This is a genomic window from Streptomyces sp. 3330, from assembly GCF_031456635.1.
Taxonomy (GTDB): domain Bacteria; phylum Actinomycetota; class Actinomycetes; order Streptomycetales; family Streptomycetaceae; genus Streptomyces.
The window spans coordinates 63,674-76,390 of the sequence record NZ_JAVDVA010000021.1 but is presented as its reverse complement, the minus strand read 5'-3'; the positions used below and the strand labels follow the sequence as shown (position 1 = coordinate 76,390).

8 protein-coding genes are annotated in these 12,717 nt (G+C 71.6%); 3 read left to right on the top strand and 5 right to left on the bottom strand.

Annotated features, from left to right (window positions below):
• Positions 1 to 312: 312 nt before the first annotated feature.
• Complete coding sequence (gene lexA / locus J2X68_RS29775; protein WP_310435691.1) at positions 313 to 1,092, top strand: transcriptional repressor LexA; 780 nt, start codon at positions 313 to 315, stop codon at positions 1,090 to 1,092.
• A gap of 153 nt (positions 1,093 to 1,245) precedes the next feature.
• Here lexA and J2X68_RS29770 read toward each other — a convergent pair whose 3' ends face one another.
• The 4 genes from J2X68_RS29770 to J2X68_RS29755 form a co-directional block, all read right to left on the bottom strand.
• Positions 1,246 to 3,222 (bottom strand): ATP-dependent DNA helicase, encoded by a 1,977-nt coding sequence (locus J2X68_RS29770; protein ID WP_310435690.1) that lies wholly within the window; start codon positions 3,220 to 3,222, stop codon positions 1,246 to 1,248.
• A 159-nt stretch (positions 3,223 to 3,381) separates the two neighbouring features.
• Positions 3,382 to 4,086: a GNAT family N-acetyltransferase gene (locus J2X68_RS29765; protein ID WP_399041189.1), complete on the bottom strand. Its 705-nt coding sequence runs from the start codon at positions 4,084 to 4,086 to the stop codon at positions 3,382 to 3,384.
• 18 nt (positions 4,087 to 4,104) lie between these two features.
• Positions 4,105 to 6,093 carry an IucA/IucC family protein gene (locus J2X68_RS29760; RefSeq protein WP_399041151.1) on the bottom strand — a complete coding sequence of 663 codons (1,989 nt, stop codon included), beginning with the start codon at positions 6,091 to 6,093 and terminating at the stop codon, positions 4,105 to 4,107.
• Positions 6,094 to 6,250: 157 nt separating this feature from the next.
• The gene (locus tag J2X68_RS29755; RefSeq protein ID WP_399041148.1) at positions 6,251 to 7,993 is read right to left on the bottom strand and encodes a diaminobutyrate--2-oxoglutarate transaminase family protein; all 1,743 of its coding nucleotides are present in this window, start codon (positions 7,991 to 7,993) and stop codon (positions 6,251 to 6,253) included.
• A gap of 359 nt (positions 7,994 to 8,352) precedes the next feature.
• On the opposite strand from J2X68_RS29755, the gene J2X68_RS29750 reads away from it, so the two are divergent.
• Positions 8,353 to 9,576: a hypothetical protein gene (locus J2X68_RS29750; RefSeq protein ID WP_310435687.1), complete on the top strand. Its 1,224-nt coding sequence runs from the start codon at positions 8,353 to 8,355 to the stop codon at positions 9,574 to 9,576.
• A gap of 226 nt (positions 9,577 to 9,802) precedes the next feature.
• On the top strand, positions 9,803 to 11,005 hold the full coding sequence (locus tag J2X68_RS29745) for a hypothetical protein (protein WP_310435686.1): 1,203 nt from the start codon (positions 9,803 to 9,805) through the stop codon (positions 11,003 to 11,005).
• 86 nt (positions 11,006 to 11,091) lie between these two features.
• Here J2X68_RS29745 and hflX read toward each other — a convergent pair whose 3' ends face one another.
• Positions 11,092 to 12,585: a GTPase HflX gene (gene hflX / locus J2X68_RS29740; RefSeq protein ID WP_310435685.1), complete on the bottom strand. Its 1,494-nt coding sequence runs from the start codon at positions 12,583 to 12,585 to the stop codon at positions 11,092 to 11,094.
• Positions 12,586 to 12,717: the final 132 nt, after the last annotated feature.

Here is a 12,717-nt window from a genome sequence, read left to right as displayed (position 1 = left end):
TCGGCACACCGGATACGGCGATAACGTGGGCGCCGCAGGGAGGAGAGGTGGGACTCTCGCGCAGAGCGGGGGCAATTCCCGGTCCACGGGGCGCCGGATGGCAGACTGAGGCCACACCTCGCAAGGTCATCCGTCCCGGCGGTGAAGAGTACAACAATGAGCCCTTTTGTCCGCCGGGCGGAATGTTAGCCATACACCCAGACACATGATCAAGTCAGGCTATCCACGCTTTTTCACTCGAACGTGTGTTTGGCGCAACCTTTCGAAAGCAACTACCGTTGTCCAGCAGGGAGACAATCGAGAGGGGCCGACGTGACCACCACCGCAGACAGTGCCACCATCACTGCCCAGGACCGCTCCCAGGGCCGACTCGAGCCGGTGCATGCGATGAACGAAGCCATGAATCCCGAGACGCACAAGCGCTCTCTGCCTGGACGACCTCCAGGCATCCGCGCCGACAGCTCGGGACTCACCGACCGGCAGCGCCGAGTGATCGAGGTCATCAGGGACTCCGTACAGCGGCGCGGCTACCCGCCGTCCATGCGGGAAATCGGTCAGGCGGTCGGCCTGTCCAGCACGTCCTCGGTCGCCCACCAGCTGATGGCACTGGAGCGGAAGGGCTTCCTGCGCCGCGACCCGCACCGGCCGCGCGCCTACGAGGTACGAGGTTCCGACCAGGCCAGCTCCGTGCAGCCCACGGACACCGCCGGCAAGCCCGCCGCGTCGTACGTCCCGCTGGTCGGCCGCATCGCCGCCGGTGGCCCGATCCTCGCCGAGGAGTCGGTCGAGGACGTCTTCCCCCTCCCGCGCCAGCTGGTGGGTGACGGTGAGCTGTTCGTCCTGAAGGTCGTCGGTGACTCGATGATCGAGGCCGCGATCTGTGACGGCGACTGGGTCACCGTCCGCCGCCAGCCCGTGGCCGAGAACGGCGACATCGTCGCGGCGATGCTGGACGGCGAAGCCACCGTCAAGCGCTTCAAGCGCGAGGACGGCCATGTCTGGCTCCTCCCGCACAACGCGGCCTACGAGCCGATCCCGGGCGACGACGCGACCATCCTCGGCAAGGTGGTGGCCGTACTCCGCCGCATCTGAATGCGGCGGAGGGCGGGCTCCTCCGTCCGCCCCTGAAACTGGGCCCCGGGATCCCTGCGCCGGTTCCGGGGCCCTGTGCTGTGCCCGTTCGGCCAGGAAGGAGGGGGCCGCCACGGTCCCGGCGCGGCCCCCTCCTTCACCGCGCCTGCGCCCTCACTGCGCTTCCGCCTGCTTGGCGAGCGCGTCGATGGCCGCGAGGGACTTGCGGACCTGGTTGCGGTCGGTGGTGTACCAGAAGTCCGGCAGGGACGCCTTGAGATAGCTCCCGTAGCGGGCCGTCGCCAGCCGCTGGTCCAGTACGGCGACCACACCGCGGTCCCCCGACGCGCGGACCAGCCGTCCCGCGCCCTGGGCCATCAGCAGCGCCGCATGGGTGGCCGCGACGGCCATGAAGCCGTTGCCACCGGCGTCCTCCACCGCTTTCTGGCGGGCGCTCATCAGCGGGTCGTCCGGGCGCGGGAACGGGATCTTGTCCATGACGACGAGCTGGCAGCTGGGACCGGGCACGTCGACGCCCTGCCAGAGCGACAGCGTGCCGAAGAGGCACGTCTGCGGGTCCGCCGCGAAGTTCTTGATCAGCTCGCCGAGCGTCTCCTCACCCTGGAGGAGGATCGGGAACTCGGGAACGCGCGTGCGCAGTTCCTCGGCGGCGAGCTGAGCGGCCCGCATCGAGGAGAACAGACCGAGCGTGCGCCCGCCGGCCGCCTGGATCAGCTCGGTCAGTTCGTCCAGCATGTCGCCGCGGTCGCCGTCCCGCGCGGGACGGGCCAGGTGCTTGGCCACGTAGAGGATGCCCTGCTTGGGGTAGTCGAAGGGCGACCCCACGTCGATGCCCTTCCACTGCGGGACGTCCTCGCCCTCGGTGCCCTCAGGGGCCAGCCCCATCGAGGCGCCCACGCCGTTGAAGTCCCCGCCCAGCTTCAGGGTCGCCGAGGCCAGGGTCACGGAGCGGTCGGCGAAGAGCTTCTCCCGCAGCAGGCCCGACACGGACATGGGCGCGACGCGCAAGGAGGCGCCGAAGCGGTCGTGCCGCTCGTACCAGACGACGTCCCACTCGGAACCGTTGACGATCCGCTCCGCCACGTCGTGCACGGACTCCACGGAGGCGAGGGCCTGCTTGCGGACCGCGTCCTCGTCCTGGACGGACTTGTCGCGGGTCGCGCCGATGGCCGAGATGACGGTCCGCGCGGCGTCGCGCAGGGCCATGAGGGCATATCCGAGGTCCTCCGGGACCTCCTCCAGGCGGCCGGGCAGCGCCAGCTCCATGAGCCGCTCGAAGCCCTCGGCGGCGGTCTGGAGCTGGTCGGCGGCCTTTTCGTTGACCAGCTTCGCCGCCCGGCGCACGGCCCGGTTGACCTGGCCGGGAGTGAGCTCGCCGGTGGCCACGCCGGTGACGCGCGAGACCAGCTCGTGCGCCTCGTCGACGATCAGCACCTCGTGCTGCGGAAGGACCGGCGCCCCCTCGATGGCGTCGATGGCGAGCAGCGCGTGGTTGGTGACGACGACCTCGGCGAGCTTGGCACGCTCACGGGCCATCTCCGCGAAGCACTCGGCGCCGTAGGCGCACTTCGTGGCTCCCAGGCATTCGCGGGAGGACACCGACACCTGCGCCCAGGCGCGGTCGGAGACACCGGGCGTGAGGTCGTCCCGGTCACCGGTCTCGGTCTCGTCCGACCAGTCCCGCAGCCGGAGCAGGTCCTGGCCCAGCCTGCTGGTGGGCGCGGCCGCCTCGAACTGGTCGAAGAGGCCCTCCTCCTCGTCCTGCGGGACGCCTTCGTGGAGGCGGTGCAGACACAGGTAGTTCGACCTGCCCTTGAGCATCGCGAACTCCGGACGGCGGCGCAGCAGCGGGTGCAGCGCGTCGACCGTGCGCGGCAGGTCCCGCTCCACGAGCTGGCGCTGGAGGGCCAGCGTGGCGGTCGCGACCACGACGCGCTCCCCGTGCGCGAGTGCGGGCACGAGGTAGCCGAGCGACTTACCGGTGCCGGTGCCGGCCTGGACCAGCAGATGGGATCCGTCGTCGATCGCCTCGGCGACGGCTTCGGCCATGGTCACCTGGCCGGGGCGCTCCGTGCCGCCGACAGCGGTGACGGCAGCGTGCAGGAGTTCGGGGAGTGAGGGCTTCGTCATAGCGCGACCACCCTACGGCGCGGCACTGACAAACGTGTGGTCAAGGCGGACGGGAGGGAACGGATCAAGACTCTGCGTCTCTCGATGAGGGCGGGGAAGCCGGGCGGCGGGAGCGGGAACCGACGCGTCACGACACGCGTTCCACCTGTGACGGATTGATCACTCAGCGTCACGACAGATCACAGGGACCCGGTCCCGCACCATGAGCGCGGCCCGCTTGGTGGGCAGGTCGATCTCTGCGAGGAACCGGAAACCCGCGCCGAGGAAGGTGGCGATGGACGGAATGTTGCGAAGGTCGGGTTCGGCGAGGACGCGGGTACAGGCCGGCCTCCTGTCGAGGATCAGGTCGGCGACGGCCGTGAGCAGGCGACCGCCCAGGCCTCGCCCGCGGTCGGCGTCACCGCCGATGAGGAGGTGGACGCCGGTGTCGTGCGGTCGGGCCGGATAGTGGCACGCCAGCGGGTCGAGGTCCGCCCGGTAGATCTCCCAGTAGCTCATGGGCCGCCCCTCCAGCACCCCGAGGCAGGGGACGCTGCGCCCGTCCGCGCGTTGCCGGCGCAGATGTCGCGCCGTCCTGGATTCGGGGCCCGCCAGCTCCCAGAAGGCCGCGACGACGGGGTCGTTCATCCACCGGCAGACGAGCGGGAGGTCCCTCTCGACCTGGACTGGTACGAGGTGGAAAACACCTGCCGGGGTGGCGGTCGGACCCCAGCAGCCGACGCGGTCGAGCAGATCGGAGGCGACAGGAGGGGTACGGCTGTCGGGGGCCGTCTCTACGGGAGCCACGGCAGCTCCTCTCAGCAGGTCGGGCGGGACGTGTTCCCCGTCGGGCGGGACGTGTCCCTGGGAATGGCATGGTCCGATCGCCGGTGGGGCGACGGCTCAGGAGTACAGGGGGTTGGCGATGGTGACGTAGACGGACTGGGTGTCCACGGGACCGACGAGTTCGTCGAGGCCGTGCAACCGGGTCAGCAGATTGGCCTTGCAGCGCAGGCGGGGCGAGTCGAGCAGCCGGGCGGCCAGCGAACCGCGCAGCCGCCGGGGCCCGGTGGCGGCGGCGGTGAGGAAGCGCCGGAAGGCGGCGAGCAGCAGGCGCTCGTCGGCGAGCCGCTGGGAGCCGAACGCTCCGACGAGTCCGAGCACGTTGTTGATGCCCAGGTAGTAGGCGAAGCGCTCGTCGGTGACGTCGTCGGACACGAAGGTGTCGCTGCGTACCCCGATGCCGGGCAGCCGGGCCTCGAGTTCCGCGCGGCGGGACTCACGGAAGTAGTAGCCCTGGTTGTCGCGGTAGCGGCCGCCGGCGGGCCAGCCCTCGGGGTCCAGGAGGAGGAGCGTGTTCTGCTGATGCGCCTCCAGGGCGATCCCCGCCTCGCCGTCGAGCCACAGGACAGGGCGGACGACCTGCTCCAGGTAGCGCAGGAACCACTCGGCGGCGACAGCCGGCACCGGCCTGCCCGTCCGTTCGGCGAGACGCCCGACGATCGCGGCCAGCCGGGAGCGGGGAGAGACCGAGTCGGGCCGGGGTGCTACGAGACCGGCGACGCAGGAGACGTCGTCCTCCGGGGCGAACGGGTTGTGGCGGATCATCACGTCGAGGCCCGTCAGCGGGAGGCCGTCAGGACCGTCGACCGCGAGCCAGGCCGGGTCGCGGACGATGTCGAAGTCCGGGTGGGCCGCCTGCCACTCCTCGGCCAGGCCCGCGCGCAGGAGGCGGTGCACCTCGACACCGCGGTGGAGTTCTTTGCGGAGGTTCTCACGACGGGAGTTGGTGATGCGCAGGCCGAGCGACAGTTTGAGCATCGCGGGGGTTCCGGGCCGATGAACGGTGCGCACCGAGGAGGTCGGGTACCAGGAGGGGCCATGGGCGCCGAGGTCCTGGAGGAGTCCGGCGTCGAACAGGGCCTCGGCCTCGGGGCGGTGGCGGACGTCGCGCAGTTGCCACGGGTGCACCGGCAGGGCGGCGAACCCGGTCGGCAACGGCAGCCCGGCGCCGCCGAGTCGGGCCGTCAACCGCTCGGCGGGGACGGGGCGGCCGCCCTCGGTCCAGGCGGAGTCCGCGGCGACCGCAGAGGGAGCGACAGCGAGCCAGCGCAGGGGGAAGGAGCCGCACGACTCGGGTGAGTAGCGCCGCGCCTCGCCGTCCGAGAGGCCTTCCCGGCTCTTGGGCGTCGGGTGCAGCGGATGCCCGAGCACCAGTGCCTGTTCGGCGTTCAGGAAGAGGTCGGCCCGGTCGTCGGGGCGTTCCCGGCGGTCGCGGATGAACACCGCCGTGCGGCGGACCGAGTCGGCCACGCGTGCGACGAGGTCGGTGCCTTCGCCGCCGCTGGTGTCCGTGAGCGCGGGACGCGGCGTCGTTTCGGCTGCCGTGGCCCGCGCCACCGGGACGACACCCTCGGGAGCCGCCAAGGCATCGGCGGTCGCAACGAACGCATCGGATCCGCCGGACGCACCGGGCGCACCGGGCGCACCAGAAGCGCCGGACAGGTCGGCGGCCCGGAGCGTCTCGCGCACCATCAGCGCCGCGACCGTGACGGCGTTCGCGGGCGGGGACTGCTCGGGTGCGCCGGCGAAGCGCGGGAGGCCGAAGCGGTGCCAGCCGGTCGGGGACCAGTGGTGGACGGGGACGAGCAGGGCGATGCCGCTGGCGGGCAGCGGCACGCGCAGAACGCCGTCCCGGGGTGCGGACAGGCCCGTCTCACGCACCCAGCAACGCAGCAGGTTCTCCACGGCAGCCGCGTCGGCCGCCGTGTGCGGATCGGGGTGGTCCAGGAGATCGGCGGCGTGGCTCAGCGGCTCGGCGTGAGCGGCGTCCCCCTGCTGGTGGGGGACGGGCGCCGCCAGGGAGGCGGACTGACGGAAGGAGGTGGTCAAGGTCGTTCCTCGTGAAGTGGTGGGGTCGGCGGCGAGCCGGCGGTGGCGCGGAGCTCGCTCATGCGCGGGTCGCGCGGGCGTCGCACCCCGATGGAGGGGTCGACGCCGGTACGTCCGGCGTCCGCGGTCGCGGGGGTGCGCCTGCGGTCGCCCTTGGCTACTCCGCCCACTCGGCCCGGCCGTCCCGGAGCCGGTCCGACCGGCTCCGGCCCTGGTCCTGCCGGCTCTCCTGCTGTTGCCGGTGCTGGGGCTGGTGCTCGGGACAAGGCTGCTGCCTCAGCTGATCGGGCACTTCGCGGCCCGCGCCGCGGAGATGGCGGCGCGACACCGCCGCCATCGCGTCCGCCAGTCGGTCGAGCACCGCGGCGGCCTGCTCGTCGGTGATCGTCAAGGGCGGAAGCAGCCGTACGACGCCGGCGTGACGTCCGCCGAGCTCGACGATGAGGCCCCGCCGCAGACACTCCCGGCGGACGGCGGCGGCCAGCGCGGGAGCGGCGGGAGGCGCCGGGCGGGACCCGAAGTCAGGGTCCTGGACACCGTAGGCCGACGAGCCGGGCGCTCCATGGTTTCGCGCCACGCCGTGCGCCGCATCCCGCGGGGCGCCGACGGCGCCGGAGCCGCTCTCGCCGTCGGGATCCACCATCTCGACCCCGATCATCAGCCCCCGCCCCCGTACGTCTCCCATGCACGGGAAATCCTCGGCGAGCCGGCGGAGTTGGCCGAGCATGCGGTCTCCCAGGACGGCCGCTCGTTCGGCGAGACGGTTCTCGCGGACGTAGGCGAGGGTGGCCGTACCGGCGGCCATGGCGAGCTGGTTGCCGCGAAACGTGCCCGCGTGCGCACCGGGTCGCCAGACGTCCAGGGCGTCACGGTAGACGACGACGGCGAGCGGCAGGCTGCCCCCGATGGCCTTGGACAGGACCATCACGTCGGGGACGACCCCGCTGTGCTCCACCGCCCAGAAGGCGCCGGTCCGGCCCACCCCCGTCTGGACCTCGTCGGCGATCAGCGGGATCGAGCGCTCGGCCGTGATCTGCCGCATGCGCCGCATCCACCCGTCCGGCGCGGGAATCACCCCGCCCTCGCCCTGGACCGGTTCGAGGATCATCCCGGCGGGTTGCCGCACCCCCGACTTGGGATCGTCGAGGACGGACTCGGTCCAGCGGGCGGCTAGTTCGGCGCCCCGCTCCCCGCCGACACCGAAAGGACAGCGGTAGTCCTGCGGATAGGGCAGCCGCGCCACCCGCACGTCGTAGGCGCCCCCGGAGACTTCGAGGGATCCGGCGGTCATGCCGTGATACGCGCCGGTGAAGGCCAGGACGCCGGTGCGGCCGGTGGCGGCCCGGACCAGCTTGAGGGCGGCCTCCACGGCGTCCGTACCGGCCGGCCCGCAGAACTGCACGCGCGCGTGGTCCGCGAGACCGGGCGGCAGGGTCCGGAAGAGTTCGGTGGTGAAGGCGTCCTTGACCGGGGTGGCGAGGTCGAGGACGTGCAGGGGCGCACCCGAGTCGAGGACCTTGCGGATGGCCTCCAGCACGACGGGATGGTTGTGGCCGAGCGCGAGTGTTCCGGCGCCCGAGAGACAGTCGAGGTAACGGCGGCCGTCCGCCCCCTCGATGGTCAGCCCGCGTGCCCGTACCGGCACGATCGGGAGGGCACGGGCATAGGTGCGCGCCGCGGACTCCCGGGCCGACTGGCGCCGCAGGATCCCCTCGTGCGCGGGCCGTCCACCCGTCCGCCTCCCGGCGTGCTCCCTGCCGGCGACGACGTCTCCTGCGGCGGGAGTTCCGCCGACGGGGGAGCCGGCGACAGGCGATCCGGCGTCAGGGGCTCCGCCGGGGCGGGTTCCGGTGACATGCCCCGAGGGGGCCTCCTCGGGTACTGGCTCGGTCACGGCCACGCCTCCCCCTGTCCTGCCGCGGGTCCCAGGGCGAGCAGACACATCAGCCCTCATCGCTACCAACACCGGACGGCCCTGCTGGTTACGGGTCGTGCCGAGAATGACCGTGCCCGTCCGGACGGGCCACCCCGGACCGCCCGCCGCGGTGCCGCTCCTGGACGCTCCTGGCCGGTTCTGTCTGCGGTCTGTGGCGGAACAGTTGCCATTCGGTCGGGAGTCGCCCGCGGCGACCGCATATCGTGTGGTGGCATCACACATGGCCGTGAGACCCGCTTGAACTCGGTGTGAGATCACCATGAGTTCCACTCGGCGGGGGCGGCCGGTACTTCAAGTTCGTTGACAGCAGGGGGAGTCAGATCATGCGATCCATACGGCCGTCGTTCACCGCTCGGCGGGGGAGGAACGCGCGCCGCAGAACCTCCCCCGTACTGGGCGCCTTGGCCCTGGCCTCGGTGCTCGCGCTCACCGCGACCGCCTGTGACTCGGGCGACACCCAGGCGGACGACCAGGCCGCCGCGACGGCGTCCACCGGCGCCGACGGCAAGATCACGATCCCGGACGACATCAAGGACAGGCTGAAAGAGCACGGGATCGATCTCGACAAGTGGAAGAACGGCGCCTGGAAGAACTGGGACAGGGACGACTGGCTGCGTGAGGCGCAGGACTACATCAACCCGATCATCCAGGGGCTGTGGGACCCGGACCGGATGCGCGAGGCCGAGGACCCGGACCGGAGCGTCGACGAGAACGACCTCTCCGGCGACCAGGGCGTGACGGACCCGACGCCGGAGGCGGTGGACGCGAAGGCCGTTCCGCCCTCGTACCACGAGAACGCCGCCGAGGCGGGCAAGGTGTTCTTCGACTCCCCCGAGGGCACCATGGTCTGCTCGGCCACGGTCGTGGAGGACCCGGCTCACCCCGGCAAGTCCAACCTGGTGTGGACGGCCGGGCACTGTGTGCACGCGGGCAAGGGCGGCGGCTGGTACCGCAACATCGCGTTCGTGCCGTCGTACAACGACTCGGGCATGTCGGCCGAGCAGTTGGAGACGGCCACCACGGAGCAGGCGGCTCCCTACGGCGTCTGGTGGGGCGACTGGACGAAGACGTCCGACCAGTGGATCGCGCAGGGCGGCCAGACCGGCGGTGACGGCGCCTCGTACGACTACGCCGTCATCCATGTGACGCCGGAGAAGGGCGGTACGGGCAAGTCCCTGGAGGAGACGGTCGGTTCGGCGCTCCCGGTGGACTTCAACGCCCCCGCGGTGCCGAAGGTGAGCGGCATCACCGCGACCGGCTACCCGGCGGCGGCGCCGTACGACGGTCAGAAGCTCTATCAGTGCCAGGACAAGCCGGGGCGGTTCTCGCTGAGTTCCTCGGACCCGACGATGTACCGCATCGGCTGCACGATGACCGGCGGTTCGTCCGGCGGCGGCTGGGTCGCGACGGGATCGGACGGGAAGCCCGCGCTGGTGTCCAACACCTCGATCGGCCCCGTGAACGCGGGGTGGCTCGCGGGGCCGCGGCTGGGTGACGTGGCCAAGGGCGTGTACGACTCGGTGAGCGACAAGTTCGCCGGTCAGTAGCTTGACCGGCGGTGGGACGCCTGACGGGAACCTTCACCGTCCCACCGCCGTTCGTCCCGAATTCCACGGGCATCATGGGGTGTTGTCCGTGGGCGGACGCCGCGTCGACCCGGCGCTGCGCCTGTCAGGCCCATGACACTACGGTGCGGCCTCGGGCGCCCGAGGATTTACGCGCCTCACCTGCACACGCTTCACCGACACACGCATCAACGGGGGACATCGCACCATGCGTTCCACACGCACACCCGGCGCGCGGCCACACGGCCGACGGCGCACCCTGCTCGCGGCCGGTCTCGTCACCGCCCTGATCCTGACGGCGACCGCGTGCGACGGCTCCGACGACACCGAGGACGGCGCCGCGCACGCCACCGCCACGGCCACCGGCTCCTCCGGTGGCAAGGTCGAGGTCCCGGCCGACATCGCCGACAAGCTCGAGAAGCACGGCGTCGACATCGACAAGTGGGCCGACGGCGGCTGGCAGGACTGGGACAAGGACAAGTGGCTCAGCGCCGCCGAGGACTTCGCCAATCCGGTGATCGAGGGGCTCTGGAAGCCCGAGCGGATGCGGTCCGCGAAGGAGGCCGACAAGACCGTCACCACGAAGGACGCCGCCGCCGACCAGGGCGTCAGCGACCCTGATCCGGCGGCCGTGAAGGCGCAGGCCGAGAAGACGCCGTACCACGAGAACGCGGCCCCCGTCGGCAAGGTCTTCTTCGACTCGCCCGAGGGGGCGATGGTCTGCTCCGGCACGGTCGTCAAGGACGTGAACCACCCGGGCAAGTCCAACCTCGTGTGGACAGCCGGGCACTGTGTGCACGCCGGGGGCGACGGCGGCTGGTACCGCAACCTCGTCTTCGTCCCGGCCTACAACGACCTCGGCAAGTCGGAGGCCCGGCTCGGCGACGCCACGGCGTCGGAGATCGCCCCCTACGGCAACTGGTGGGCCGACTGGGCGTCCACGTCGAACGAGTGGATCGCCGGCGGCTCGGAGACGGGCGGTGCGGGGGCGGCGTACGACTACTCCGTCCTGCACGTGACGCCGGAGCAGGGCTCCGAGTCGCTGGAGGAGACGGTCGGCGCGGCGCTGGACGTGGACTTCTCCGCGCCGTCCGCGACCGAGGTGGCCTCGATGGGCGCCTGGGGCTACCCGGCGGCGCCGCCCTACAACGGGCTGAAGATGTTCAAGTGCCTCGACCGGCCCGGGCGGTTCTCCCTCGACCCGTCGCTGCCGACGATGTACCGCATCGGCTGCTCGATGACCGGCGGTTCGTCCGGCGGCGGCTGGTTCCGGGTGGTCGACGGCAGAACCGCGCTGGTCTCCAACACCTCGATCGGCCCGGCCGACAACAGCTGGCTGGCGGGTCCCCAGCTCGGCCGGGAGGCCGAGGCCCTCTACGAGAACATGAGCAAGACGTACGGCGGCAGGTGAGCCGGCGCACCAGCGCCGCACGCACCGAAGGCCCGGCCCCGCGTGACGCGGGGCCGGGCCTTCGGGCGCGGAACGGGGTGGACGGCTCAGGCGAGCGGAGCCGGCACGTACGGCGCGAGGTCCGCCGCCAGCTCCTCGTGCACCCGCACCTTCAGCAGGGTGCCCTCCGCCGTGTGCTCCTCGGAGATCACCTCGCCCTCGGTGTGAGCACGGGCGACCAGACCACCGTGGGTGTACGGCACGAGCGCCTCCACCTCGACCGACGGCCTCGGCAGCTCGTTGTCGATCAGCGCGAGCAGCTCGTCGATGCCCTGGCCGGTGCGGGCCGAGACGGCGATGGAGCGCTTCTCGATCCGCATGAGCCGCTGGAGCGTCAGCGGGTCGGCCGCGTCCGCCTTGTTGATCACGACGATCTCGGGCACGCCGGTGGCGCCGACGTCCCGGACCACCTCGCGCACGGCGGCCAGCTGCTCCTCCGGGTCCGGGTGCGAGCCGTCCACCACGTGCAGGATCAGGTCGGACTCGCCGACCTCCTCCATGGTGGAACGGAACGCCTCGACCAGGTGGTGCGGCAGGTGCCGGACGAAGCCGACCGTGTCCGCCAGCGTGTACAGGCGGCCGCTCGGCGTCTCCGCCCGGCGCACGGTCGGGTCCAGGGTCGCGAACAGGGAGTTCTCGACCAGGACGCCCGCGCCGGTGAGGCGGTTGAGCAGGGACGACTTGCCTGCGTTGGTGTAGCCCGCGATGGCGACGGACGGCACCTTGTGGCGCTTGCGCTCCTGGCGCTTGATCTCGCGGCCGGTCTTCATCTCCGCGATCTCCCGGCGCATCTTCGCCATCTTCTCGCGGATCCGGCGCCGGTCCGTCTCGATCTTGGTCTCACCGGGGCCACGGGTGGCGAGGCCGCCGCCCTTGCCGCCGCCCATCTGGCGGGACAGCGACTGACCCCAGCCGCGCAGCCTCGGCAGCATGTACTGCATCTGCGCGAGCGCCACCTGCGCCTTGCCCTCTCGGGACTTGGCGTGCTGGGCGAAGATGTCCAGGATCAGGGCCGTCCGGTCGATGACCTTGACCTTGACGACGTCCTCGAGGTGGATCAGCTGGCCCGGGCTCAGCTCACCGTCGCAGATGACGGTGTCCGCGCCCGTCTCGAGCACGATGTCGCGCAGCTCCTGGGCCTTGCCCGAGCCGATGTAGGTGGCCGCGTCGGGCTTGTCACGGCGCTGGATGACGCCGTCGAGCACCAGAGCGCCCGCCGTCTCCGCGAGGGCGGCCAGCTCCGCGAGGGAGTTGTCCGCGTCCTGCGCGGTTCCCGTGGTCCAGACGCCGACGAGCACGACCCGCTCCAGGCGGAGCTGGCGGTACTCGACCTCGGTGACGTCCTCGAGTTCGGTGGAGAGACCCGCCACGCGGCGCAGGGCCGCGCGCTCGGAGCGGTCGAACTGGTCGCCGTCCCGGTCTCCGTCGATCTCGTGGCTCCAGGCGACGTCCTCTTCCATCAGGGCATCGGCCCGGAGACCTTCGGGGTAGGCGTGCGCAACGCGCTGGGTGTCCTGGGAAGGGGAAGAAGAGGAGGTCATTGGGTCCTTACGTCGTTGGATGCCGGTACGGCTGCCTTCATGGTGGACAACGCGTGAGGGCCCCGGGAGATTCCCGCGTCCCGCGCTGCACCGACCTCACGATGGTCGCACGGTACGGCCCGTCTCGTCACG